At 60.9% G+C, this 24,250-nt stretch carries 23 protein-coding genes; 9 read left to right on the plus strand and 14 right to left on the minus strand.

Going from position 1 to position 24,250, the window contains the following annotated elements:
* Window positions 1-2 precede the first annotated feature (2 nt).
* From FIV38_RS23275 to FIV38_RS23285, 3 genes are read left to right on the plus strand one after another with little or no spacing between them, the layout of a single operon-like run.
* Complete coding sequence (locus tag FIV38_RS23275) at window positions 3-683, plus strand: C39 family peptidase (RefSeq protein WP_029291480.1); 681 nt, start codon at window positions 3-5, stop codon at window positions 681-683.
* A 37-nt stretch (window positions 684-720) separates the two neighbouring features.
* Window positions 721-1,467 (plus strand): hypothetical protein, encoded by a 747-nt coding sequence (locus FIV38_RS23280; RefSeq protein ID WP_029291478.1) that lies wholly within the window; start codon window positions 721-723, stop codon window positions 1,465-1,467.
* A gap of 49 nt (window positions 1,468-1,516) precedes the next feature.
* Window positions 1,517-2,809: an autotransporter outer membrane beta-barrel domain-containing protein gene (locus FIV38_RS23285; RefSeq protein WP_029291476.1), complete on the plus strand. Its 1,293-nt coding sequence runs from the start codon at window positions 1,517-1,519 to the stop codon at window positions 2,807-2,809.
* A 75-nt stretch (window positions 2,810-2,884) separates the two neighbouring features.
* Here FIV38_RS23285 and FIV38_RS23290 read toward each other — a convergent pair whose 3' ends face one another.
* The gene (locus FIV38_RS23290; protein ID WP_092236905.1) at window positions 2,885-4,210 is read right to left on the minus strand and encodes a sigma-54 dependent transcriptional regulator; all 1,326 of its coding nucleotides are present in this window, start codon (window positions 4,208-4,210) and stop codon (window positions 2,885-2,887) included.
* A gap of 340 nt (window positions 4,211-4,550) precedes the next feature.
* Here FIV38_RS23290 and FIV38_RS23295 point away from each other — a divergent pair, with 340 nt between their 5' ends.
* Both FIV38_RS23295 and nhaB read left to right on the plus strand, forming a co-directional pair.
* A complete protein-coding gene (locus tag FIV38_RS23295) occupies window positions 4,551-4,817 on the plus strand; it encodes a hypothetical protein (RefSeq protein WP_092236908.1) in 267 nt (88 codons plus the stop codon).
* Window positions 4,818-5,033: 216 nt separating this feature from the next.
* Window positions 5,034-6,536 carry a sodium/proton antiporter NhaB gene (nhaB, locus tag FIV38_RS23300; RefSeq protein ID WP_092236911.1) on the plus strand — a complete coding sequence of 501 codons (1,503 nt, stop codon included), beginning with the start codon at window positions 5,034-5,036 and terminating at the stop codon, window positions 6,534-6,536.
* Here the strand turns inward: nhaB and FIV38_RS23305 are convergent.
* The 3 genes from FIV38_RS23305 to gnd are packed head-to-tail and all read right to left on the minus strand — an operon-like array spanning window position 6,524 to window position 9,845.
* Complete coding sequence (locus tag FIV38_RS23305; RefSeq protein WP_092236914.1) at window positions 6,524-7,348, minus strand: HAD family hydrolase; 825 nt, start codon at window positions 7,346-7,348, stop codon at window positions 6,524-6,526. The genes nhaB and FIV38_RS23305 overlap by 13 nt on opposite strands.
* On the minus strand, window positions 7,345-8,868 hold the full coding sequence (gene zwf / locus FIV38_RS23310; protein ID WP_092236917.1) for a glucose-6-phosphate dehydrogenase: 1,524 nt from the start codon (window positions 8,866-8,868) through the stop codon (window positions 7,345-7,347). Before zwf ends, FIV38_RS23305 begins: the two co-directional genes overlap by 4 nt.
* Window positions 8,865-9,845 carry a phosphogluconate dehydrogenase (NAD(+)-dependent, decarboxylating) gene (gene gnd, locus FIV38_RS23315; protein WP_070995262.1) on the minus strand — a complete coding sequence of 327 codons (981 nt, stop codon included), beginning with the start codon at window positions 9,843-9,845 and terminating at the stop codon, window positions 8,865-8,867. The genes zwf and gnd overlap by 4 nt, the downstream gene beginning before the upstream one ends.
* A 279-nt stretch (window positions 9,846-10,124) precedes the next feature.
* On the opposite strand from gnd, the gene FIV38_RS30020 reads away from it, so the two are divergent.
* The 3 genes from FIV38_RS30020 to FIV38_RS23325 all read left to right on the plus strand — a co-directional run bounded on the left by FIV38_RS30020 (window position 10,125) and on the right by FIV38_RS23325 (window position 12,546).
* Window positions 10,125-10,274: a DUF6026 family protein gene (locus FIV38_RS30020; protein WP_222936214.1), complete on the plus strand. Its 150-nt coding sequence runs from the start codon at window positions 10,125-10,127 to the stop codon at window positions 10,272-10,274.
* A gap of 155 nt (window positions 10,275-10,429) precedes the next feature.
* A complete protein-coding gene (locus tag FIV38_RS23320; RefSeq protein WP_092236920.1) occupies window positions 10,430-12,175 on the plus strand; it encodes a phosphoethanolamine transferase CptA in 1,746 nt (581 codons plus the stop codon).
* 149 nt (window positions 12,176-12,324) lie between these two features.
* Window positions 12,325-12,546 (plus strand): hypothetical protein, encoded by a 222-nt coding sequence (locus FIV38_RS23325; RefSeq protein ID WP_029291460.1) that lies wholly within the window; start codon window positions 12,325-12,327, stop codon window positions 12,544-12,546.
* 97 nt (window positions 12,547-12,643) lie between these two features.
* Here FIV38_RS23325 and FIV38_RS23330 read toward each other — a convergent pair whose 3' ends face one another.
* The 8 genes from FIV38_RS23330 to FIV38_RS23365 all read right to left on the minus strand — a co-directional run bounded on the left by FIV38_RS23330 (window position 12,644) and on the right by FIV38_RS23365 (window position 21,115).
* Window positions 12,644-13,135, minus strand: a complete 492-nt coding sequence (locus FIV38_RS23330) for a GNAT family N-acetyltransferase (protein WP_029291458.1) — start codon at window positions 13,133-13,135, stop codon at window positions 12,644-12,646.
* A 151-nt stretch (window positions 13,136-13,286) separates the two neighbouring features.
* Window positions 13,287-14,393, minus strand: a complete 1,107-nt coding sequence (gene zapE, locus FIV38_RS23335) for a cell division protein ZapE (RefSeq protein ID WP_092236923.1) — start codon at window positions 14,391-14,393, stop codon at window positions 13,287-13,289.
* A gap of 205 nt (window positions 14,394-14,598) precedes the next feature.
* Entirely contained in the window at window positions 14,599-17,256 is a 2,658-nt protein-coding gene (pepN, locus tag FIV38_RS23340; protein WP_092236926.1) for an aminopeptidase N, read from the minus strand.
* A 13-nt stretch (window positions 17,257-17,269) separates the two neighbouring features.
* Window positions 17,270-18,100, minus strand: a complete 831-nt coding sequence (locus FIV38_RS23345; protein ID WP_092236931.1) for a DUF2797 domain-containing protein — start codon at window positions 18,098-18,100, stop codon at window positions 17,270-17,272.
* Window positions 18,097-18,357 (minus strand): YeaC family protein, encoded by a 261-nt coding sequence (locus tag FIV38_RS23350; protein WP_029291449.1) that lies wholly within the window; start codon window positions 18,355-18,357, stop codon window positions 18,097-18,099. Before FIV38_RS23350 ends, FIV38_RS23345 begins: the two co-directional genes overlap by 4 nt.
* Before the next feature lie 30 nt (window positions 18,358-18,387).
* A complete protein-coding gene (locus tag FIV38_RS23355; RefSeq protein WP_092236934.1) occupies window positions 18,388-19,257 on the minus strand; it encodes a rhomboid family intramembrane serine protease in 870 nt (289 codons plus the stop codon).
* A complete protein-coding gene (locus tag FIV38_RS23360; protein WP_166647898.1) occupies window positions 19,254-20,228 on the minus strand; it encodes a metallophosphoesterase in 975 nt (324 codons plus the stop codon). The genes FIV38_RS23355 and FIV38_RS23360 overlap by 4 nt, the downstream gene beginning before the upstream one ends.
* Window positions 20,225-21,115 (minus strand): NAD(+) kinase, encoded by an 891-nt coding sequence (locus FIV38_RS23365; protein ID WP_010210870.1) that lies wholly within the window; start codon window positions 21,113-21,115, stop codon window positions 20,225-20,227. Before FIV38_RS23365 ends, FIV38_RS23360 begins: the two co-directional genes overlap by 4 nt.
* 155 nt (window positions 21,116-21,270) lie before the next feature.
* On the opposite strand from FIV38_RS23365, the gene FIV38_RS23370 reads away from it, so the two are divergent.
* A complete protein-coding gene (locus tag FIV38_RS23370) occupies window positions 21,271-22,218 on the plus strand; it encodes a DUF1853 family protein (protein ID WP_092236940.1) in 948 nt (315 codons plus the stop codon).
* Between the two features lie 280 nt (window positions 22,219-22,498).
* Here FIV38_RS23370 and FIV38_RS23375 read toward each other — a convergent pair whose 3' ends face one another.
* Complete coding sequence (locus tag FIV38_RS23375; protein ID WP_032866420.1) at window positions 22,499-23,101, minus strand: vWA domain-containing protein; 603 nt, start codon at window positions 23,099-23,101, stop codon at window positions 22,499-22,501.
* 53 nt (window positions 23,102-23,154) lie between these two features.
* Complete coding sequence (locus FIV38_RS23380; RefSeq protein ID WP_092236943.1) at window positions 23,155-24,153, minus strand: magnesium chelatase ATPase subunit I; 999 nt, start codon at window positions 24,151-24,153, stop codon at window positions 23,155-23,157.
* Window positions 24,154-24,250: the final 97 nt, after the last annotated feature.

Here is a 24,250-nt window from a genome sequence, read left to right on the forward strand (position 1 = left end):
TCATGCGCCTCGCGACCCTCTGCCTCTTGTTTTTACTCACCGGCCCGTCCTGGGCAGGGCAAATGGCGATTTCCGCCATGCCCGGCGGTGCAGTGATCTTCAAGAAGGTCGAGAGCATCCGGGAACGCCGGTTCGCCAACCTGGTGGAACAGAAAACCGATTTCAGCTGCGGTGCCGCGGCACTCGCCACCATCCTGCGCCAGGCCTATTGGCTGGACGTCGATGAAGCACACATCATCAAGGGCATGCTGATCAACGCTGACCAGGATCTGGTGCGCACCCAGGGCTTTTCCATGCTGGACATGAAGCGCTACCTGGAAAGCATCGGCATGCGGGCCAGGGGCTACAAGATCGGCCCCGACACCCTGCTGACGGTAAAGATTCCGGTAGTGGTGCTGTTGGAGATCCGTGGCTACAAGCACTTCGTGGTGATGCAGCGAGCCGAAAAAGACTGGGTCTATATCGGCGATCCGGTCCTGGGCAACAAGCGCTATTCGCGGGATGACTTCGTCGCAGGCTGGAATGGCATCGTGTTCGCCGTACTGGGTGAAGGCTATGACAAGACCAACGCCCTGCTCGATCCCCCTACGCCGTTGACCGCCAAGACCAAAATGAACGAGTTCCGGCCCGTGGGCGACGCCGAGCTGATGGACTTCGGTTTCATCCAGAGCGACTTCTTCTAGAAGCGCCATAAGGGGAAGGACGCCCCAGGAGCAGATGATGAACACTTCCCGTTGGCTCACGGCCCTATGCCTGGCAGCCTCGATGCCTGCTTATGCGTCCTCGGCGTTCAAGCCCATTGAAATGAACGACGCGGAACTGGCTGAACTGCGCGGCCGCTTCGTGATGCCGGGGCGCATTATCAGTTTCGGCATTGTCATGAGCACCACCTGGACCAATGCTGCGGGCGACACCAGTACGGTGAGCGCCAACATGCATATCGACTCAGCCACGATCACTCCGCAATTCTATGTGCAATCCAGCGGGTCGGTGGGTAACGGCACCCAACGCGACCCGGGCACCGGCACCGTGGTCGGTGGCGCCGGACTGGGCAGCGGCCAGGGTGTGACCCAGACCGTACGTGCCGCCGGCGATGGCAACACGGCGTACAACAACGTCGGGATCAATGTCAGCGAAAACGGCCTGTCACCGGCCAACGTGGCGCAATCAGGGCAGGCGTTGATGGCGGGCGGCTCCTTTACAACAGACAGTGCAGCCGGGCGGGTCAGTGTGTCGGCCAACAATGGCGGCGTGCAGATGGCCATCGCGGCCCACAACAACCAGGGCAACGCGCTGCAGCAGATCGGCGGCGGCAACGTACTGCAAGGCACGGTGTTGCAAGGCAACAGCAACTTCGTCAACAACATGACCCAGCTCAACGTCGCGCTTGGCAGCAATGGCCTGAGCGCCGGGGCTCTGAACTGCAATCTGGATCAACTCAAGGGCCTACGCACACTCGGTTATTGAACTACGCTGACCCTCGACACTTACGCATTAGAAAAGGACGGCTTATTTCATGCACCGATCGTTATCACTACGTGCCGTTGTCTGTTTAAGTACGCTCTTGCCCGCGAGTATGTTGTACGCAGCGCCAGACGCGGATATCGAAACCCTCAAACAAGAACTGCTGGAGCTCAAGCAGCGCTACGAAGTCCAACAAAAAGCCCTGGCAGTCCTCGAACAACGGGTACGCCAGGTGGAAGACCAGCCGGCTGTACCGGCACCCAAGCGCCTGGCCAAGTCGCCGGCAGACTTCAAGCAAAGCGGCAGCACCGTGGCCGCCAGCGGCGGTACGGGGGGGGCCACGGGTGGCAGCTCCTACGGGCAATCACTCAAGGATGATTCGGCGCCGGCGCAAAGTGTCAGTAACTTGTATAACGAAGCCAGCGGCTTCTTCGGCAACGGCAAGTTCAGTTTTGAAACCGGCATTACTTACGCGCGTTACGACGCCCGCCAGTTGACCCTCAATGGTTTCCTCGCACTGGATTCGATCTTTCTCGGCAATATCAACCTCGACCGGATCAAGGCCGATAACTGGACCCTGGACTTGACCGGCCGCTACAACCTCGACAACCGTTGGCAGTTTGATGTGAACGTCCCGGTGGTGTACCGCGAGTCCACCTATCAATCGGGCGGCGCCAGCGGCGGCGACCCGCAGGCCACTTCCGAAGAGTCCGTGAGCCGGGACCCGACCATCGGCGACGTCAACTTCGGGATCGCCTACAAGTTCCTCGACGAGTCGCCAACCATGCCCGATGCCGTGGTATCGGTGCGGGTCAAGGCGCCAACCGGCAAGGAGCCGTTCGGGATCAAGTTGGTGCGTTCTACCGCCAACGACAACCTGTACGTGCCGGAGAACCTGCCCACCGGCAACGGTGTGTGGTCGATCACCCCAGGGATTTCCTTGGTCAAGACCTTCGATCCGGCTGTGCTGTTTGGTTCGGTGTCCTACACCCACAACCTCGAAGACTCATTTGATGACATCAGCAGCGACGTCAACCAGAAGGTCGGGGGTAAGGTCCGCCTGGGCGACAGCTTCCAGTTCGGCGTGGGTGTGGCATTTGCCTTGAACGAGCGCATGAGTATGTCGTTCTCGGTGTCCGACCTGATCCAGCGCAAGAGCAAGCTCAAGCCTGATGGGGGGGACTGGCAGTCGATTGTTTCAAGTGATGCCAACGCAGGCTATTTCAACGTCGGCATGACCATCGCCGCCAGTGAGAACCTGACCATCGTGCCCAACCTGGCCATTGGTATGACCGATGACGCACCGGACTTTACCTTCAGCCTGAAATTCCCGTACTACTTCTAAAACCGCCGCTCCTACAAAGTAGAAAAGGAAAAGCCCCGTCGCGATAAGGGTCGCGACGGGGCTTTTTTACCCGCCCTAGCGGATCTGGTGTTTGTGCAGCAACCGGTAGAACGTCGGCCGGGAAACCCCCAGCACACGGGCGGCGACACTCAGGTTGTCACTGTGCCGGTTCAACACATCACACAGCGCCTGGCGTTCAGCGCGGTGCTTGTAATCTTCCAGTGTGGCCATGGGCAACACAATTGCCTGCTGGCTTTGCAAACCCAGGTCGGCCGCTTCGATTTGCCGCCCTTCGGCCAGTACCAGGCCACGCCGCACTCGGTTGGCCAACTCACGCACATTGCCCGGCCAACCATGCTTGCCCATGGCGATCAGGGCGTCTTCGCTGAAGCTGCGTGGGCGGCGCCCGGTTTCCTGGCTGTAGAACCTGGAGAAATGGTTGGCCAGCATGCCGACATCGCCATGCCGCTCACGTAAAGGCGCCGTGACCACTTGCAGGACATTGAGCCGGTAGTACAAGTCCTCGCGAAAAGTCCCCCTCTCGATGGCGGCTTCAAGGTCGACGTGAGTCGCGGCCAGCACCCGCACATCTACCGGGATCGGTTGGCTCCCCCCTACGCGCTCAATGTGTTTTTCCTGGAGAAAGCGCAACAGGTTGGCCTGCAACTCCATGGGCAGGTCGCCGATTTCATCGAGGAACAAGGTGCCGCCGTTGGCTGCTTCGATACGCCCGATCTTGCGTTGATGGGCGCCGGTGAATGCGCCCTTTTCATGGCCAAACAGTTCGGATTGGATCAAGTGCTCTGGGATCGCGCCACAATTGATCGCCACAAACGGCTTGGCGTGGCGCTGGGATTGGCGGTGCAAGGTCTTGGCCACCAGTTCCTTGCCGGTGCCGCTGTCGCCACGGATCAGAATCGGCGATTCGGTGGGGGCCAGCTTGGCCAATAGTTTGCGCAGCTCCCGGATTGGCCGGCTGTCGCCCAACAATTCATGTTCCAGTTCATTCACATGAGCGGCGCCTTTACCCCGCAGGCGTGCCATGCCAAAGGCACGGCCCAGGGTCACTTGGACCCGTGACACATCGAAAGGCAAGGTGTGGAAGTCAAAAAACCATTCGCAGACAAAGTCGCCGACGTTCTGCAGGCGCAGCATTTCTGGGCTGAGCACGGCGATCCATTCGGTACCGCTGCGGCTGATCAGCTCCTTGACCGCCTCGGGTTGCTCCAAGTGCATGGGCTTGAGCCGCAACAACCCCACATCACAGGTACGATCCCCCAATGCATCCAGGGCGCAACTGTCTACATCCCAGCCAGCCGCCCGCAAACCAGGCAATAACTGGTGGCAGTCGTCACAGGGATCGACCACGAGCAAGCGACGCAGGGCTGGTGTAACAACCATGACTATTCCTTGGCGTCAAAAACATTAAAGTTATTTAGAAACAATAGTTTGGGCAGGCTGCTCATAACCCTAGCAAGATCTTGACGCTAGCCTTGTATCGTTTCGCGATAAAACCATCACCGATACAGCGTTTAGCGATCAGGCCCGCGGCGAGCGCTACTTCAATCTTTCATTCACCTTTCAAAATCGCGCCTTACATGACGTTAATCACGAAAAGTTGAATTTTCTTGTTCTAACATGTGACCCGTACCCCGTCATCGTGCATCAGTACAGGTACTAGCCGAACGGTAAGCCCAACCGACGGCACATCTTCTGATTGGGCACTTAGAGAGAAGACCCCATGAACGCCCCGCTCCGTATCAACGAAGCTCTTTTGATCGCAGGCCGTGCTTTCCAACCCTTTCACTGCGTGGCCTGGGCCCCACAAGACGGCACTGGCGAACTGAGCCTGACCGTGATCGACCGCACCGAGAAGCGCATCGGGCGCAAACAGATTCCGTGCAGCACTTATTCCGATCCAAAACAATTGGAAACCCTGCTGCTACAAGCCCGCGCCGAACTCAATGGCGAAGGTTATCAACTACAGTCCTGGGCAATGCCCAAGTAAGTTAAGGCAGCCACTGCGACATGCCGTCGCTTCTTATATTGGCTGCAACTTGTTAAGACTATTAAACCCGTGGCGCGTGAGTTCGACTCCCGCCACGGGTTTTGCGTGCCTGACATTTAAGTATCTCCCTTCTTTATATGGCTGCCATGCCATGACCGCTTGATCTTCCTGCGAGCATCGGGCACTTTGCGCGCTTCTCGCCCCCAGGAGCACCCCATGTCCGGTTCAATGGCCCAGGCCTTCGCCCATAACTTCCTGGGGCACTCGCCCCGTTGGTACAAGGCCAGCATCCTCGCTTTCCTCATCATCAACCCACTGGTGCTCTGGGCTTTTGGCCCGGTTGCGGCTGGCTGGCTGCTGGTGGCCGAGTTCATTTTCACCCTGGCCATGGCGCTGCACTGTTATCCGTTGATGCCCGGCGGGCTGTTGATGGTCGAGGCACTGTTGCTGCGCATGACCACACCCCAGGCGCTATACGACGAACTGCTGCATAACTTCCCGGTGATCCTGCTGCTGATGTTTATGGTGGCCGGCATTTACTTTATGAAGGATTTGCTGCTGTTCCTGTTTTCGCGCCTGCTGCTGGGCGTGCGCTCAAAAGCGCTGCTGGGGCTGATGTTCTGCTTTTTGTCGGCCTTTCTTTCAGCCTTTCTTGATGCCTTGACGGTCACTGCGGTCATTATCAGTGCGGCCGTGGGCTTCTATTCGGTGTATCACCGCGTAGCCTCAGGCAATGATCCACGCCAGGACAGCGAGTACAGCGACGACCGCCACCTGCCCACCTTGCACCACGCCGACCTTGAGCAATTTCGCGCTTTCCTGCGCAGCCTGTTGATGCACGGCGCCGTCGGCACCGCCCTGGGTGGCGTCTGTACACTAGTGGGGGAACCCCAGAACCTGTTGATCGGCCATGAGATGGGCTGGAATTTCACTGAGTTCTTCCAACGAATTGCCCCGGTATCGCTGCCGGTGCTGGTCGCCGGCCTGATGACCTGCGTGCTGCTGGAAAAGCTGCGCTGGTTTGGCTACGGCACCCTGCTGCCGGACAACGTGCGCCAAGTGCTGGCCAACTACGCCCGTGAAGACAACGCCGAACGCACCCCGCGCCAACGTGCGGCGCTGATTGTCCAAGGCCTGGCAGCGCTGATCCTGATCGCCGGCCTGGCGTTTCATATCGCCGAAGTGGGCCTGGTCGGTTTGCTGGTGATCGTACTGATCACTGCCTTTACCGGGATTACCGAAGAACACCGCATCGGCAATGCCTTCAAGGACGCCCTGCCCTTTACCGCGTTGCTGGTGGTGTTTTTCGCCGTGGTCGCAGTGATTCATGATCAACAGCTGTTCACCCCATTGATCCAATGGGTGCTGGCACTGCCCGCCGAACAACAGCCGGGCATGCTGTTCATTGCCAACGGCCTGTTATCCGCCATCAGCGATAACGTGTTTGTGGCGACGATCTACATCACCGAGGTCAAGCAGGCGTTTGTGTCCGGCCATATGAGCCGCGAGCATTTCGAGACCCTGGCCATTGCGATCAATACCGGCACCAACCTGCCCAGCGTAGCGACCCCCAACGGCCAGGCAGCTTTCCTGTTTTTGCTGACCTCTGCGATTGCGCCGCTGATCCGCCTGTCCTACGGGCGGATGGTGTGGATGGCGCTACCGTACACCGTGGTGATGGGCGTGCTGGGCTGGTACGCGGTCAGCTATTGGCTGTGAAGGATAAACCGTTCAATAGCCTGGGCTGCGCCGTCCTCGAGATTGCTGCCGGTGACGACATCGGCCTGGCGCTTGACGGCCTCTTCGGCCTGGCCCATGGCAATCGATAACCCGGCCACCTGAAACATCGCCGGGTCATTGCCGCCGTCGCCGATGGCCGCTGTCTGCTCCAGCGCCACGCCAAGATGAGCGGCCAGGGTCTTCAGGGCATCCCCCTTGTTGGCCTGCATGGCCGTGATATCGAGGTACACCGGTTGCGAACGCGATACCTGGGCCAGGCCTGCGACCTTGGGCTGCAACTGCGCCTCCAGGTCAATCAACAACTGGGCGTTGGCGCTGGCGGCGACGATCTTGTCGATCCGCCCCAGGACCGGCTCGAAACTCTCCACCACCACTGGCGCATATCCCAGGCCCTGCTGCTCCCGAGGCACCATCGGGCCGGTAGGGTCGCGCAGCAGCCAGTCGCCTTCGGCAAACACCCAGACTTCCACCTCTGGCTGCTCGCACAGCAGCGCCAGGGTGATCAGCGCCGCCTCAGCCGGCAAATGGTGGGCAACCAGGATGCTGCCATCCGGGTTGACCAGGGTGCCACCATTGAACCCCGCGGTGGGCACGTCGACGCCCAGCGCTTCGATCTGCTGCAACATGGCCCTGGGCGGCCGCCCGGTGGCGAGGCTGAAAAACACCCCGGCCTCGCGCAGCGCCCTTACGGCTTCGATGGTGCGTTGGCTCAGGCTGTGATCGGGCAACAACAAAGTGCCGTCCATATCACTCAGCAAAAAACGGATGGGTTGAATCGCGTCTGCACTCATCCGAGGCTATGCCAAGCGCGGCCATCACGGGCCAGCAACGCATCTGCCGCCGCCGGGCCATCTTCGCCAGCCTTGTAGGCCTGGATCCCGTCGTCTTCTTTCCACGCATCGAGAAACGGCTGTACCGCACGCCAGCCGTTTTCGATGTTGTCCGCGCGCTGGAACAGCGTCTGATCACCGGTCAGGCAGTCATAGATCAGGGTTTCGTAGCCGGTGGACGGCTGCATCTCGAAGAAGTCCCTGTAGGCAAAGCCCAGTTGGATGTTGGCCATGTCCAGGGTCGGCCCGGGCTTTTTCGCCAGCAGGTCGAACCACATGCCTTCATTGGGCTGGATCTGGATCTTCAGGTACGTCGGCTTGAGTTCGTCGACTTCGGTGTCGCGGAACTGCGCATACGGCGCCGGCTTGAAGCAGATGACAATCTCGGTGTCGCGCACGCTCATGCGCTTGCCGGTGCGCAGGTAGAACGGCACGCCGACCCAACGCCAGTTATCGATCATCACCTTCAGCGCCACGAAGGTCTCGGTGCTGCTGTCCGGGGCCACATTGGCCTCCTGCCGATAGCCCGGCAGCGCCTTGCCACCGATCTCGCCGGCGGTGTATTGGCCGCGCACCGAGTTGGCCCGCGCATCTTCCAGCGACCAGGGGCGCACAGCGCCAATCACCTTGGCCTTCTCCCCACGTACCGCGTCGGCGCCAAACGCCGCCGGCGGTTCCATGGCAATCATCGCCAGCAGCTGGAACAGGTGGTTGGGCACCATATCGCGCAGGGTGCCCGTGTTTTCGAAGAAACTGCCCCGGGTTTCGACCCCGACGGTTTCCGCGGCGGTGATCTGCACGTGGTCAATGTAGTGGTTGTTCCAGAACGCTTCGAACAGCACGTTGGAGAAACGACTGATCAGGATGTTCTGTACCGTTTCCTTGCCCAGGTAATGGTCGATGCGGTAGATCTGCTTTTCGCTCATGACCTTGAGCAGGCAGGCGTTCAACGCCTCGGCGGTGGCCAGGTCGGAGCCGAACGGCTTTTCGATCACCACGCGGCGGAAAGCCTCGGGGCTCTCCTCCAGCAGGTTGGCCCGGCCCAGGCGCTGCACCACTTCACTGAAGAAGCGCGGCGCGGTGGCCAGGTAGAACACCGCGTTGCCAGTGCCGCTGTCAGCGATTTTGCTGGCGATGTCGGCATAGGTGCCATCATCGAGGAAATCGCCCTGCACGTAGCTGATGCCCTTGGCCAACTGGGCCCACAACTGTGGGTCCAGTGCATGTTCGGCATTGCCCTTGACCTTGCTCGCGGCTTCGGTGCGGATGAAGTCTTCGAGTTTCTTGGCGAAGTCGACATCGCTGATAGCGTTGTGATCCACCCCGACAATCCGCAGGCCCTCACCCAGCAGACCATCGCGACTGAGGTTGTACAGCGCCGGCATGAGCAGGCGCTTGACCAGGTCGCCATGGGCGCCAAACAGGAACAAGGTTGTGGGTGGAGCGGGTTCGGCCTTGGGTTTCTTGCCGTTGGCCGTCATTTTTTGGAAGTCTCCACATGGCCGCCGAAGCCGAAGCGCATAGCCGACAGCAGCTTGTCACCGTAAGTGCTTTGCTGGCGCGAGCGGAACCGGGCGAACAGCGAGTTGGACAGCACCGGCACCGGCACCGATTGCTCCATGGCCGCTTCGATGGTCCAGCGCCCTTCGCCGCTGTCGGCCACGGAACCGGAGTAACCGTCGAGCTTGGGGTCGGTCGCCAGGGCATCGGCGGTCAGGTCCAGCAGCCAGGAAGATACGACGCTGCCGCGACGCCAGACTTCGGCGATGTCGGCCACGTTCAGGTCGAAGCGCTGTTCTGGCGGCAGGTTTTCCGAGTTCTTGGTCTTGAGGATGTCAAACCCTTCGGCAAACGCCTGCATCATCCCGTACTCGATGCCGTTGTGGATCATCTTCACAAAGTGCCCGGAACCGGCAGGGCCAGCATGGATGTAACCACGTTCGGCACGGTCATCGGTGGCGGTACGGTCCTTGGTCCGCGGGATATCGCCCAGGCCTGGCGCCAGGGTGGCGAAGATCGGGTCCAGGTGCTTGACGGTCTCGGCGTCGCCGCCAATCATCATGCAGTAGCCACGCTCCAGGCCCCAGACGCCACCGGAAGTGCCGACGTCGATGTAGTGCAGGCCTTTTTCCGCCAGAGCCTTGCCGCGACGCACGTCATCCTTATAGAAAGTGTTGCCGCCGTCGATGATCACATCGCCGGGTTCCATCAGTTGGCTCAGGTCGTTGATCGTGGTTTCGGTGGGTTCGCCCGCCGGCAGCATGACCCAGACAGCCCGCGGTTTTTGCAGGCCGGCGACCAGGGCGGCGAGATCGGCAACGCCAGTGGCGCCCTCTTCACTCAAGCCTTTGACGAATGCTTCATTGCGGTCGTAGACCACGGTGGTATGCCCATTGAGCATCAAGCGGCGCGCAATATTCCCGCCCATGCGGCCTAGTCCGATAATCCCCAGTTGCATGTATTGATGCTCCCAACTACAAATAAAAAATGTGTGACACAGTTTATAGCGCAATGACGAATTAGTCCGGCGCCAATCGCACTAGTTTCATCACAAAAACAGGCCATCGTTTCACCATCACTGGCTGAAAAGTCACAGCGACCCCAAAAAATAAAAAAGTTCCCTTGAGCCAAAAAAGAAATCAGAATCGCCCCTGACTCCTGCCGAGGGCCTCGACTCAAGCCCCCTGGCACCGCGATACACCGGCTATTTGCGAGGTAAGCAATGCGCACTGCACAGATCACACGCCCGCCACAAACCCTTTACGTCACCGTCCGCCGCGACGAGTTGCGCCAGTTGAAAGACGAACGTGAACAGTTGCAGCAGGAAGTGATCCGCCTGCGTGCGCAATTGCAGGCCCAGCTCACGAATCAAGCCATCACTTGCTGACCTTTTGTAGGCGCCGACTTGCCGGCAAGCCGGTTCCTACAGGGGTCGCCGTCTCGGATCAAACTCACGAAGTTTTCACCCGCCCTTCCCGATAATCCTCCACCAGAACGCCGCCTCACCCATGGGCGGTGGCAATTATCGGGTTGGAGCGCTGCATGGCGATGTTCAAACGCAGCACAAAGTCTGCGACAGGGTTTGATTGGGCCGGCCTTGGCTGGATGTTCCTGTTTTTCTGGTATTTCTCGGGCATTACCCAACTGCTGATCCAATTGACCGGTACTTCCGGCTTCAGTGGTTTTCGCCAGGCGTTCTTCATGAGTGCACTGTGGTTGGCGCCGATGCTGCTGTTCCCGCGTCGCGCCAGGCTGCTGGCGGCGCTGATCGGCGTGGTGTTGTGGGCCTGCTCCATGGCCAGCCTGGGCTATTTCTTTATTTACCAGCAGGAATTTTCCCAGAGCGTCATCTTCATCATGTTCGAGTCGAACATCTCTGAAGCGGGCGAGTACGCAACCCAATATTTTGCCTGGTGGATCGTGCTGGCCTTTATTGCCCACACGGCCTTGGCCATCTTCCTCTGGACCCGCGTGCGCCCGATCTATCTGCCCAAGGCACGGGCGATGGTCGCGGCCACCGCCATTGTGCTGGCGATTGTCGGTTATCCGTTGATCAAGCAGATCGCCACCAACGACACCCTGGAACGAGCCATCGATGGTTTCGAAACCCGTGTCGAACCTGCGGTGCCGTGGCAGATGATCGTCGCCTATCGTCGCTATACCCAGCAGTTGAACAACATGCAGGGCATGCTCGACAACGTCAGCAAGATCCCGCCCCTGAGCAACTTCAAAGACAGCATGGCCGGCCAGCCATCGACCCTGGTGCTGGTGATCGGCGAGTCCACCAACCGCCAGCGCATGAGCCTCTACGGCTACCCACGCAAGACCACCCCGGAACTGGACAAGCTGCGTGACCAACTGGACGTGTTCGACAACGTCATCACCCCGCGCCCCTACACCATCGAGGCGCTGCAACAGGTGTTGACCTTTGCCGACGAAGACCACCCGGACCTGTACCTCAAGACCCCATCGATCGTCAGCATGATGAAACAGGCCGGCTACAAGACCTTCTGGATCACCAACCAGCAGACCATGACCAAGCGCAACACCATGCTCACCACGTTCTCGGAACAGGCCGACGAACAGGTATACCTCAATAACAACCGCAACCAGAACGCCCGCCAATACGATGGCGACGTGCTGGAACCGTTCTCCAAGGCCCTCGCCGACAAGGCCGAGCGCAAGCTGATCGTGGTGCACCTGCTGGGTACCCACATGAGCTATCAGTACCGCTACCCGCCGAGCTTCGACACCTTTACCGACCGCCAGGGCGTCCCGGATGGCGTGCGCGACGACCAGTTGCCGACCTACAACAGCTACGACAACGCGGTGCGCTACAACGACTTCGTGGTGTCGAGCCTGATCAAGGACTACGCCAAGACCGACCCCAATGGTTTCCTGTTGTACCTGTCCGACCACGGCGAGGATGTGTTCGACTCGGCGGGCCACGACACCCTGGGCCGCAACGAGGGCAAGCCGACGGCGCCGATGTACACCATTCCCTTCATGACCTGGGCCTCGCCGAAGTGGCGTGCCACCCACGACTGGAACATGCGGGGCGATGTACAACGGCCCTACAGCAGCTCGCAGTTGATTCATACCTGGGCCGACCTTGCCGGCTTGAGCTTCGACGAACTGGACCGCAGCCGCAGCTTGGTCAGCGATAGCTTCACGCCACGCCCCTTGCTGATTGGCGATCCCTACCAGCGTTCGCAGAAGGCCTTGATCGACTTCAGCCTGATCAAGCCCAAGGTCAGCGCCGACCCCAGGAATGTGGTGCTGAAGTAAACGCCCCCGCCCCGTCCAAAGTTAACCGGGTGATTAACTTTGGACGTTCTTGACGTTAATTCTCATTTAATAAGCTTCCTACAGACTATTCCCATAAATCTGATCAGGGACGGTGCAGATACCGATCACTCTTAATGGGAATACATGCAATGAAACTTTCAACCTTGATGCTCGCCGGCGTGCTGGGCTTGACCTCGGCCGGAGCCTTCGCCGAAGGTGGTGCGGAACGCGTGAAGGAGCACTTCGACAACTTCAGCTTCACCCAGAAACAAATCCACAGCGATGCTGAGCAGACTGCCGCGACCGATGCCAAGGGCGCTGAAGGCGGCTCTGCCGAGCAGGCTCGGGATAGTGAACAACCCAAGAGCTGACGCGCCACTTCCGCTCTGATGGAGACGTTCATCAAGGCTGTCTGTGGTGAGGGGCATTCGCACCCGACGGGATAAGCCCCTTACCACCGACGCGGCCTTAAAGCACCTTGCTCCAGAACAGCATGCGGCCATGGGCGGGGTCGAACACCGAGTCATCAAACCCAAACTTGCGGTACGACGCCTGAGCCACCGGATTGCCTTCCAGCACTTCGAGGGTGATCTTGCAGCAGCCGCGCTGACGGGCAATTTCCTCGACCTTTTGCAACATTTTCTGGCTCAGGCCCAGGCCACGGAACTGCTCCATGACGACCACGTCATGCACGTTGACCAGCGGGCGACAGGCGAAGGTCGAAAACCCCTCAAAGCAGTTCACCAGCCCGGCCGGCTCGCCACCCACAAAGGCCAGAACGCTGAATGCGTGGGCACGCTTGGCCAATTCAGCCGGCAGTTGCTCCAGCAGATCGGCGGACAGGGCTTTGCCTCCGCCCATCGGGTCTTGCGCGTAGTGATTGAGCAGCAGGCCAATGGCCTCGGCCTGTACAGGATTGCTGTAGCTGGCTTGCAACACCAGTATTTCTGCGGCTTCCATTTCCTTCCTCGATAACAGTTAGGCAGGGATCACCTCCCCGCAAAACCTCGATTGTAAGCGGGCTGTCGGCCATAGATGAAGGAGATTAACTACAGGTTTGTGCAGGAAAGCGCTGTCACGACTCCAATCAGGCAGAAGTGGCTTAAGGCCATTATCGGCCGAAGCGTTGCAACTGCATTTCCTGTAGGCGACTGAACGTTCGTCGGAACGCAAATTCCAGGTAACCCTCTGTGTAAAGCGACACCAGGGGCACTTTGGCTTCGATGTATAACGGCACCTTGCGGTCGTAGCACTCATCGACCAGGGCAATAAAGCGTCGCACGCCGTCATCGTGCACAGACAATTGCGGCAACTCACGATCCCCCGCCTCCACACGCTGGGCGCCGTCCTCGGTGCCGCGGGCAATCCGTCCGGGACGCTGCTGAGCACTCAAGCTGGGAACCTCACCGAGCAATATGGCGCTGTAACGATCGCACAGTTGCATGAAATCCATGGCCGCCAACGGTTGCTCGCACAAGTCGGCATAACGGCACCACAGCACCGTTGCACAGGATTGCACCGTGGCAATGCTGCGCGAGCCCACGACCACCGGCGCATCACTGCAGGCTTGTCCCGCGCTCAACCGCTCAAATACCTGTGCCAGTGCCTGTGGCTCATCGACCCAGTAACGCTGCTCAGCGGTGCCGGGATGCAGGCGGTGATCTTCACTGCCCGCTACCGCCACCACCTGCATATGGGCCTTGATAGCCTCGATGGCCGGCATGAAGCGGTCCCGGTTGAAACCGTCGGCGTAGAGCTGCTCTGGCGGTTGATTGGAGGTGCAGACCATCACCACCCCTTCGTCGAACATCACCTGGAACAAACGCCCGAGGATGATCGCATCGCCGATGTCATTGACGAACAGTTCGTCAAAACACAGCACCCGCACTTCCCCGGCCAATTCACGGGCCAGGGCCTGCAAAGGGTCGGGCGTGCCGGTCAACTGGAACGAGCGCTGGTGGACCCAGCCCATGAAGTGATGAAAGTGCTGGCGCCGCGCAGGCACCCGCAGGCTCTGGTAGAACTGATCCATCAGCCAGGTTTTGCCGCGGCCCACCGGGCCCCAGAGATAAACCCCGGCCACGGGACCATGGGTGCCCTGATGCAAGGCCTCATGGCAATCCTGCAAGATTTGCACGGCATGACGCTGGGCATCGTCGGCGACAAAACCCTCATGCAGGGCCTGCTGGTACGCGGCCAAGGGTGAATCAAAAATCATACCGATCCATAGCCAGAATGGCTCATCTGTGGCGAGGGGGCTTGTCCCCCGTTGGGCTGCAAAGCAGCCCCAGTAGGCTCCTGAGCTCTATCTGACACACCGAAGCAGCAGGTTTTGGGGCTGCTTTGCAGCCCAACGGGGGACAAGCCCCCTCGCCACAGACAAGCATCTTTACTACAGACAAGCACCTTCACTACAGAAAACCCTATGCAAGGCTTTTGCTGACCACCTCGAACACATCGCTGGACAGCTCGCCCGAACCGCGGATGCGCTCCAGTTCAGCCTTCATCAGCGCTTGGCGGGCGCTGTCGTATTTACGCCAGCGGGTCAGCGGCGCCAACTGCCGCGAGGCGATCTGCGGGTTGAAGGCATTCAGCTCGATGACCAGGTCCGCCAGGAAGCGATAGCCCGAACCATCGGCCGCGTGGAAGTTGATCAGGTTTTGCCCGGCGAAGGCGCCAACCAGCGCGCGTACCTTGTTCGGGTTCTTGATATTGAACGCCGGGTGCTGCATCAACGCCTTGACCCGCGCAAGCCCGTCCGGCAATACGCTGGCGGCCTGGACACTGAACCATTGGTCCATGACCAGTGGGTTGTCCTTGAAGTTCTCGGCAAACACTTGCAGGGCCTTGGCCTTCTCGGCCTCGAACGGCGAGTTGACCAGTACCGCCAATGCAGTCAGGCGTTCGGTCATGTTGTCGCATGCGTCGAACTGTTCCAGGGTCGCGGCCAGCACTTGGGGCTTGCCGCTGAGCATCAGGTACGACAGCGCGATGTTCTGCAGGGCGCGGCGGGCAAAGTGCTCGGCCGACGCCACGTACGGCGTGTTGCGCGAAAGATCGCGGTTGGCCTGGTAGCGCAGCCACAGGCCTTCGAACAGTTGGTCGGCCAACTGCTTGCGCGCAAATTCGCGGGCGGCGTGGATCGCGTCGACGTCTGCCACTTCGCTGATTTCGGTGAGGTAGGCTTCACCGGGCAACGACAACATTTCCGCGACCATGGCCTGGTCCAGGCTGTCGTCGCTCAGTACGCTGCGCAGTGCATTGACCAGCCGCTGATCCAGCACCAGGGCCTGGCCCTGTTGGTGTTGGCCGATCAGGTCCTGCAATACCTGCACTGCCAGTTGCTGGCCCGCCTCCCAGCGATTGAAACCGTCGCTGTCGTGTTGCATCAGGAACATCAACTGGTCACGGCTGTAGGGGAAGCTCAACTTCACCGGCGCGGAGAAACCACGCAGCAGCGACGGCAATGGCTGTGCGGCGATATCGACAAAGGTGAACGTCTGCTCGGCCTCAGTCACCGACAACACCCGCGAGGTGCCCTGCGCGGCGGCTTCACCGGCCAGGCGCAGCGGCAAATCAGCCCCATCGGCGTCCAGCAGGCCCAGGGCCACGGGAATCACGAATGGCAGCTTTTCCACGTTGTCCGGGGTTTGCGGGCAGCTCTGGCGCACGGTCAGACTGTAGGTTTTGGCTGCGGCGTCGTAGGACTCGCTCACCGCCAAGCGTGGCGTACCAGCCTGGCTGTACCAGCGCTTGAACTGGGTCAGGTCGGTGCCGTTGGCGTCTTCCATGGCCTTGATAAAGTCGTCGCAGGTCACGGCCTGGCCGTCGTGGCGCTCAAAGTACAGGTCGCTGCCTTTGCGGAACCCTTCGGCGCCGAGCAAGGTGTGGATCATGCCGACCACTTCCGAACCCTTTTCGTACACGGTCAGGGTGTAGAAGTTGGAAATCTCGATAAAGCTGTCCGGGCGCACGGCGTGGGCCATTGGCCCTGCATCTTCAGCGAATTGGTGAGTGCGCAGGTAGGCCACATCCTGGATCCGCTTGACGGTGGCCGAATTCATGTCGGCAGAGAAGCCCGAGTCGCGGAATACCGTGAAGCCTTCCTTAAGCGACAGCTGGAACCAGTCGCGGCAGGTCACGCGGTTGCCCGACCAGTTGTGGAAATACTCGTGGGCGACGATTGCTTCGACCCGCTGATGCGCGGCGTCGGTCGCCGTCTCGGCGCGGGCCAGCACCGCACTGGAGTTGAAGATATTCAGGCCCTTGTTTTCCATGGCGCCCATATTGAAGTCGTTCACGGCCACGATCATGAAAATATCCAGGTCGTATTCGCGACCGTAGACCTCTTCATCCCAGCGCATGGACTTCTTCAGGCTGTTCATGGCGTGCTGGCACTTGTCGATGTTTTCTGGCTCGACATAGATGCGCAGCGCGACGGTGCGCTGGCTCATGGTGGTGAAGGTGTCTTCGACGCACCACAGGTCACCGGCCACCAGGGCAAACAGGTAGGCCGGTTTCTTGAACGGGTCTTCCCAGGTTGCCCAGTGCCGGCCGTCTTCGCCGGGGCCGCTGGCAATCGGATTGCCGTTGGACAGCAGCACCGGATAGCTGTGCTGCTCGGCGATCACGGTGGTGGTGAACGTGCTCATCACGTCCGGGCGATCCAGGTAGTAGGTGATCTTGCGAAAACCTTCGGCCTCGCATTGGGTGCAGAACATGCCGCTGGACTTGTACAGGCCTTCCAGGGCGGTGTTGGTTTCAGGGTGGATCCGCACGCTGGTGTCGACAGTGAAGCTGTCGCTGAGCGGCTGCAATGTCAGGTGGCTGTCGCTCAACTGGTAGTCGGCAGCGCTCAGTTCCCGGTCGCCCAGGTTCACGCTCAACAGCTCCAGTTGCTGGCCGTCCAACACCAGTGGCGGCAGGCCGGCACCGCGCTCGGGATTGCGGCGCATCACCAGCTGCGCGTGGACCAGGCTATGGTCCTCGAACAACTCGAAGGTCAGGTGGGTCTCGTCGATCAGGTACTCGGGCGCCTGATAGTCCTTCAGGTAGATCATCTTCGGTTGTTCGGTGCGCATGCGTGAAATCCTTCTACTGATGCACGGCGAGCTGGTAAGCCGTGTATTTACGAATATTGATAACGCCGGTATCGAAGATCAGGTATTGGCCCTTGACCCCCAGCAGCGTGCCTTCGGCAATCGGGTTCTTGTCCAGGTTGAAGCTGACGATCTTGGTCGGATATTGCTCCACCGGGTAGCGGATTTCGAGGGGCTCGATATCAGTCACCGGTTGGATGGCCTGCAGGCCAAAGCGTTCCTGCAATTGCAGCAGGCCGTCAGCGCAGGAGACGAACAGCTCGTCGCGCACCTGCTTGAGGTCCACCGTGCTCGCGTCGCCCTTGAGCAAGGCGCGCCAGTTGGTTTTGTCGGCGACCTGGCTGCGCAGTACATCCTCGACAAAACCTGATTGCTGGCGTGTAGCCACGCGCATGATCGGCAGCGCCTGGCTTGCCCCCTGGTCCAGCCAGCGCGTGGGCAACTGGGTGGCGCGGGTGATGCCGACCTTGATCCCCGACGAATTCGCCAGATACACCACATGGTCGGTCATGCAGAATTTTTCGCCCCAGGCCGGATCGCGGCAAGTGCCGGCATCGAAATGGCAGCGCTCAGGGCTCATGATGCACAGGTCGCACTGGGCCAGCTTGGTCATGCACGGGTAGCAATAGCCCTGGCTGAAACTGGTCTTGGTCTTGCGTCCGCAATGGGTGCAGTGGATCGCACCGAGGTATTCCAGGCGTATATGAGTGCCAATCAACGGGTTGACCGGCACCTCGGTGTCACCTAGGCGAAAAGCGTATTGAACGGTCGGCGAACCCAGTTGCGCCGACATCTTGCTGACTGCACCACGGCCAATCTCAATCAATGGATGGCATCCGACTTGAACAGGATGTTTTCCACCGGGGTCGATTTGGACTGGCATTCCTGCGGGCCCATATAGCCGGTGCGCTGGTCTTCCGGCAGGTTTTGCAGCTCCCAGGCGATCATCGCCTGCAGGGACAGTTCACGCTGTTCGGCGGTGAGCTTGCGGCCGTCGGACCATTTGCCGATTTCCACCGCGAGCTTGAGGCTCTGGTAGATATCCGGAGTGATGTTTTCGATCATTTCAGCAAAAGAGGACATAAGACTCTTCCTTAAAGAATGGGCAGAGATTCAAGCGTTACGTTTATGGCGGCTGTACAACCCGCCGAGCAAACCGGTGATGCAACCCACCACCAGGCCGCCGACATGGGCCGCATTGGCGATTTCGCCGAAACCGATCATCGACACCAGGCCCGACAAACACAGCACCAGCCACACCAGCATCATCACCAGCACGCCACGGGGCAGGCGATACGCCGGGTTGGGCGCGAGCAACTGATAGATCCAGCAATGGCCCAACAGGCCGTACAGCACGCCGGACAAACCGCCAAACAGGCCGGGGCCGCCAAAGGTGTATTGCGCGTAGTTGGAGGCCAGGCTGAACAGCAACGTCAGGCCCAGCAGGTTGATACTGCCCTGGCGCGACTCGATCCGCCGCCCCAGCTCCCAGTACCACATGCCATTCATCGCCAGGTGGAGGATGCCGAAATGGATCAGCATCGGCGTTACCAACCGCCACCACTGCCCCGCCGCCAGGCTGTCGGCCAAGGGGGTGAAGTACAGGTATTCGCCGGCCACGTGGAAATTGAGGAACGTCAACCAGCTCATTACTTGCAGATTGTCACCCAGCATCGTGACAGCGCCGACGATCAGGCTCAGCAGCAGCACCGTGGCGGTCAGTGGGCTGTGGCGCAATTGCAGGAGGAAACCGGGACGCTTGCCCACCTGCTCCGGGGGAAGGTCCAATTGCTGGTCCGGGTCGCCAGCAGGAAAGCGTTGATACAGGCTGCGTACGTCCTCGCTGATCGCGTCCGGCACCCAGAGCACCTGCTCGCCGGCCTCTTCGCTGACGCGATGGGGCACTTGCATGCGCTGCAGCAGTTTGACGAAGCCACCCAGGTCCACGCTCAGGGGCAAGCGCAATACCGCAACGGTACTCATGAAATCACCTCAGGGCGCTCGACATCGACCCAGACAAATTTGTTCGGGTCGAGGCGGGTTTCTTGATCCAGTCGATAGGCCACCAGCTTGCCGTAGAGCACCGCGCTGTAGTCCAGGCAGGCCAGGTTCGAGCGGATCGGCGCCGGTTTGCCGCTGCGCCAGTAATGCCCCACGAACAACAGCGGCTCATCGACGCCATAACGCAGCAGGGAGTTTTTCTCAGTCGAGGACAACGGTGTACGCGCCACCGGGTCAGGCAAGGCGTCAGGCTGGAAAACAATATCGCCGTAGGTCTTCGGGTCGTCCTCCCAGAACTTGGTGCGGAAGAACGAACGGGTCAGGCCGTCGCCACCGGTCAGCGTCAGGCCGTCCGGCAGGCGCATATCGGTGCCGCGCAGCAGGCGGTCGAACGCGTTGCAGGCAAAACTGCCAGGCACCGCCGCCGCCTGCAGGAAGTGCTCGTCAATGCAGCCGTCGGGGAATTGCCGGCGCAGCGGCTCGATCAGCCCCGAATCCCAGCAGGCGTGCACCACGCGAAAGCGCCCGGCGTCGACAAACAACGGCATGTCGTAGAACCAGGCCAGGAAGTCATGCCAGTCGCCAGGATGCTGTTCAAACTGGGTCAGGGTCTCGTGGATCAGCCGCGCGTGGCGTGGCGAATGTTCGCGCACGTACTGCTTGCCACTGCCGGGAGGCGCCAGGGTGCTCCAGCCCAGGGCGTTGAACTCATGGTTGCCCATGATGCACAGCGCCTGGCCGGCTTCGGTCATGTCATGGACGATATGCAATGCCTCGCGGATCCGTGGCCCACGGTCGATGATATCGCCGAGGAACACCGCCATGCGTGAAGGATGGCGCCAGGTGCCGCCCTGCTTGTGGTAACCCATCTGGTCGAGCAGGTGCTCAAGGGTATGAGCGCAACCGTGCACGTCACCAATCAGGTCGTAGCTACGCGCGGGATCGAGCATCAGTCGCCTCCACCCCCCAAGCGGCTGCCCCAGCCCAGCTTGGTGCGGCACACTTCGTAGTAGTTGTGATCCAGCGGGTGGATCAATCGCAGCTTCTGCGCCTTTTTGCTCACGGTGATGGTGTCACCGGGGGCGCAGGTGAAGTGGTTCTGCCCGTCACAGGAGACTTGCGGGTAGATCTGCATGTCTTTGGAAACCACGATTTTCAGCTCACTGTTGCCATCGACCACAATCGGCCGGCTCGACAACATATGGGGGTACATCGGCACGATCACAATGGCATCGAGCTTGGGATGCATGATCGGCCCGCCCGCCGACAGCGCATAGGCCGTGGAACCGGTGGGCGTGGCGACGATCAGGCCGTCGGCTTTCTGACTGCAGACGAACTGGCCGTCGATGTACAACTCGAACTCGATCATCCGCGTCGATTTGCCAGGGTGCAGCACCACGTCATTGAGGGCATCGCCCTGGCCGATGGCTTCGCCGTGGCGACGCACTTCGGCTTGCAGCAGGAAGCGGTTTTCTACCAGGTAATGACCGTCCAGCACCTTGGCCACTTCGACTTCCAGGTCATCGGGGCGGATATCGGTAAGGAACCCCAGGCTGCCGCGGTTGATCCCCAGCACCGGCACGTTGTGCCGCGCCAGGGCGCGAGCGGCGCCCAGCAGGCTGCCGTCACCGCCGACCACGATCACCATGTCGCAGACTTCACCCAGCATTTTGCGCGACGAGGTCTGCAGGCCGTGGCCCGGCAGAATCTCGGCGATGGTGTCTTCGAGGATCACATGCAGGTGGCGCTCAAGCAGAAACTTTTTCAGCCGGCGGACGGTGTCCAGAACCTGGGTACTGCCCAGGCGACCGATAATGCCGATATTGCGAAATTGCTCCATGGGGCTCCTGCAGGGTTTGGGTGTGGCGAAAAACAACGATTATGGGCGAAAGGCCGCATTAGACAAAATCCTTTGTCGCCGCAGGGCCCAGACGACAACGGTTCTCAACACCCGACACGATCACGCCGGCAGTAGGAAACAGCTATGCTCGGACCATGAATCCGTTCCCAGACTTGCAGGACTTGCCCCGTCAATTGCGCCATCCCGAGGTGCGGGACCTGGCGTGGGTGATCCTCGCCCCGCCGATGCTGGAACAGACCCCCTGGCCGCAACGCCACCCCCTGGCCGGCAGCGAGTGGGTGCAGCGGCCTGCGGCTCTGGAGCACTGGCTCAGGCACCTGGACCAGGACAGCAGCGCCCTGCAGCATTGGCTGAGCCTGGCCCGCACCCGGCGCCTGGGCCTGTATTACGAGCGCCTGTGGCAATTTGCCGTGCAGCACGCCCCCGGCGTAGAGTTGCTGGCGGCCAACCTGCCGATCCGCCAGGCCGGGCATACCTTGGGTGAGTTGGATATGCTGCTGCGCGACCGTGACGGCGTGCATCACCTGGAACTGGCGATCAAACTCTACCTCGGGCCTCAAAACGGCAGCGGCCAGGACACGGCACAGTGGCTGGGCCCAGGCTGCCATGACCGACTGGATCGCAAGCTGGCCCACCTTGCCGACCATCAGTTGCCGATCTCGGCCAGAGCCGAAAGCCGGGAGGTGCTGGCGGCGCTGGATATCCAACAGTTCGATGCCCATCTGTGGCTGGGAGGCTACTTGCTGTACCCCTGGCCCGGCGAGGCTGAGCCACCCCTTGGCGCCCATCCCCAGCACTTGCGCGGGCGCTGGTTGCATCAGCGCGACTGGCCGGACTTTATCCGCAACAGCCCGTCGGGGCGCTGGCAACCCCTGCCCCGCCACGCCTGGCTCGCGCCGGCGCATTACCCGACAGAGGACGTGTGGACGGCAGAACAGATGCAATGCTGGCTCGCCGACCTTGACCCGATGGCGCCAGCGCAGTTGTTGGTGCGGATGATTCAGAATGGCGGGGATTGGGAGGAAGCGGAGCGGCTGTTTCTGGTGGCGGATCTCTGGCCGAATGTGCCGGGGGCGGGCTGATATTCCGATGGTGGATTTGAGGGCCTCATGGCAGCATCGGTATCTACACAATTTTCAGACACTGACGACCTCCCCTGTGGCGAGCGGGCTTGTCGGAACGCCGCATCGCCCGCGCTGGGCTGCGAAGCAGCCCCAAAACCAGCCGCTACGGAGTATCAGATACACCGCACTCTGCTTACTGGGGCTGCTTCGCAGCCCAGCGCGGGCAAGCCCGCTCGCCACAGGGGAGGTCGTCAGCTTGTCGGAACGCCGCACCGCCGCGAGAGCGCTAGCCGCAGCGCTACAAACCATCAATATGCCGATAATCCACCTGCAACCCGGCGGCCAGCTCACGGGCCCGACCCAACCTGATCGGGCCGCGTTCAATATCCACCAACAGCCCGGGGCACTCCAACCCGGGCAACTGGCCGATATCTTTCAACCGGCCATCGGTAATCACCAGTAATCGCTGCTGTTCAGCCGGATACCGCTTGCGCCGTGCTACCAGCCAATGCCCGGCCTCGGTCAATGCCGCCAGCAACGGCGTCCCGCCGCCCGCGCCCAGCCCGTCCAACCATCGGCCCAAGCCCTTAGCGGCCTTCAATCCTTGGACCTGCCAGCTCGGCACCTGCCCGCTGGCCGTCAGCAATGCCAACCGCGCCCGTTGCCGATAGGCATCGTCAAACACCTGCGCCAGCAAGCCCTTGGCATCGCTCAACGCCTGATGGCGCCGCGTGGACGCCGAGGCATCGACAATCACCAGCCACAACTCATGGGCCGAGCGGCTGCGCAGGTGGTAGCGCAGGTCTTCACGGGATTGCGGCCGCCCCCCCAGCAAGGTGCCCGGCCAGTTGACCAGGCCCTGCTGCGCGCTGCGCGCCTTACCCTGCCGCCCGCTGCTCAATCGCCCGGCCTTGGGGCGGGCATCCACCCCCGTGTCAGGTCGGGGGCGGATGCCTAGGGCTTTTTTGGCCAGGCCGGCACCTCTCGGCGAGCACCCATGGGCAACGCAGGCGCGGGCATATCGCCCCACTGACCTTGGCCGGGCGCGTTATCTGAAGGCTGGGGCGCCTGGCCCTGCTCGGGCGTGCTCGCAGGCGAAGAGCTTTCCTGGCGACGGTGACGCAGGGCAAATTCGGCCACAGCCTCTATATCTTCTTCAGCGATGGCCACGGCACCACGCCACGCGGCATGGGCCCGCGCCCCGCGCAACCACACCAGATCGGCACGCAGGCCATCGACCCCGGCGGCAAAACAGCGCTCGCTAATCTGCGCCAGGGCCTGGTTATCCAGGGCGATGCTGGCCAGGCGCGCACGAGCCTGGGTACAGCGTTCGCGCAGCGCCCCTTGCTGATCGGCCCACTGCGCACAGAAGGCCGCAGGGTCGCTGTCGAAATCCAGGCGCCGGCGGATGATCTGCCCACGCTCGGCCGGCAGGGTCTGCCCGCTCAGCGCCACATTGAAACCAAAACGATCCAGCAGTTGCGGGCGCAACTCGCCCTCTTCCGGGTTCATCGTACCGATCAGCACAAAACGCGCCGAGTGCCGGTGGGAAATGCCGTCGCGCTCGATCAGGTTGGTGCCGCTGGCAGCGACGTCGAGCAGCAGGTCCACCAGGTGATCGGGCAGCAGGTTGACTTCATCCACATACAACACGCCGCCGTCAGCCTTGGCCAGCACGCCAGGAGAGAACTGCGCACGGCCTTCGGCCAACGCAGCATCGAGGTCCAGGGTACCCACCAGGCGCTCTTCAGTGGCGCCCAAGGGCAAGGTGACAAACTGCCCGCTGGCCAACAGATCGGCCAAGCCGCGGGCCAGGGTGGACTTGGCCATGCCGCGCGGCCCTTCGATCAACACACCGCCAATCTTCGGATCGATGGCGGCCAGGCACAGCGCAAGCTTCAGGTCGTCGGCGCCGACTACAGCCGACAATGGAAAATGTGGGGTGTCAGTCATACTGATATCTCGATGAATTCTGTAGCGCCCCTGTAGGAGCGAGCTTGCTCGCGAAAATAGTCAACGTTGACGCGAGCCTTGATGAGCGCGTTGCCCT

Source organism: Pseudomonas proteolytica, from assembly GCF_007858275.1.
Lineage (GTDB): Bacteria > Pseudomonadota > Gammaproteobacteria > Pseudomonadales > Pseudomonadaceae > Aquipseudomonas > Aquipseudomonas proteolytica.

Coding starts and splice junctions, on each gene's coding strand:
- zwf (WP_092236917.1), bottom strand. CDS start 8,868: ATGACGGCCAACGGCAAGAAACCCAAGGCCGAACCCGCTCCACCCACA.
- FIV38_RS23365 (WP_010210870.1), bottom strand. CDS start 21,115: ATGGAGCAATTTCGCAATATCGGCATTATCGGTCGCCTGGGCAGTACC.
- FIV38_RS23320 (WP_092236920.1), top strand. CDS start 10,430: ATGGCGATGTTCAAACGCAGCACAAAGTCTGCGACAGGGTTTGATTGG.
- FIV38_RS23305 (WP_092236914.1), bottom strand. CDS start 7,348: ATGAGTGCAGACGCGATTCAACCCATCCGTTTTTTGCTGAGTGATATG.
- FIV38_RS23350 (WP_029291449.1), bottom strand. CDS start 18,357: ATGTCCTCTTTTGCTGAAATGATCGAAAACATCACTCCGGATATCTAC.
- FIV38_RS23370 (WP_092236940.1), top strand. CDS start 21,271: ATGAATCCGTTCCCAGACTTGCAGGACTTGCCCCGTCAATTGCGCCAT.
- FIV38_RS23380 (WP_092236943.1), bottom strand. CDS start 24,153: ATGACTGACACCCCACATTTTCCATTGTCGGCTGTAGTCGGCGCCGAC.
- pepN (WP_092236926.1), bottom strand. CDS start 17,256: ATGCGCACCGAACAACCGAAGATGATCTACCTGAAGGACTATCAGGCG.
- FIV38_RS23285 (WP_029291476.1), top strand. CDS start 1,517: ATGCACCGATCGTTATCACTACGTGCCGTTGTCTGTTTAAGTACGCTC.
- FIV38_RS23295 (WP_092236908.1), top strand. CDS start 4,551: ATGAACGCCCCGCTCCGTATCAACGAAGCTCTTTTGATCGCAGGCCGT.
- FIV38_RS23290 (WP_092236905.1), bottom strand. CDS start 4,210: ATGGTTGTTACACCAGCCCTGCGTCGCTTGCTCGTGGTCGATCCCTGT.
- nhaB (WP_092236911.1), top strand. CDS start 5,034: ATGTCCGGTTCAATGGCCCAGGCCTTCGCCCATAACTTCCTGGGGCAC.
- zapE (WP_092236923.1), bottom strand. CDS start 14,393: ATGATTTTTGATTCACCCTTGGCCGCGTACCAGCAGGCCCTGCATGAG.
- FIV38_RS23275 (WP_029291480.1), top strand. CDS start 3: ATGCGCCTCGCGACCCTCTGCCTCTTGTTTTTACTCACCGGCCCGTCC.
- FIV38_RS23355 (WP_092236934.1), bottom strand. CDS start 19,257: ATGAGTACCGTTGCGGTATTGCGCTTGCCCCTGAGCGTGGACCTGGGT.
- gnd (WP_070995262.1), bottom strand. CDS start 9,845: ATGCAACTGGGGATTATCGGACTAGGCCGCATGGGCGGGAATATTGCG.
- FIV38_RS23330 (WP_029291458.1), bottom strand. CDS start 13,135: ATGGAAGCCGCAGAAATACTGGTGTTGCAAGCCAGCTACAGCAATCCT.
- FIV38_RS23280 (WP_029291478.1), top strand. CDS start 721: ATGAACACTTCCCGTTGGCTCACGGCCCTATGCCTGGCAGCCTCGATG.
- FIV38_RS23325 (WP_029291460.1), top strand. CDS start 12,325: ATGAAACTTTCAACCTTGATGCTCGCCGGCGTGCTGGGCTTGACCTCG.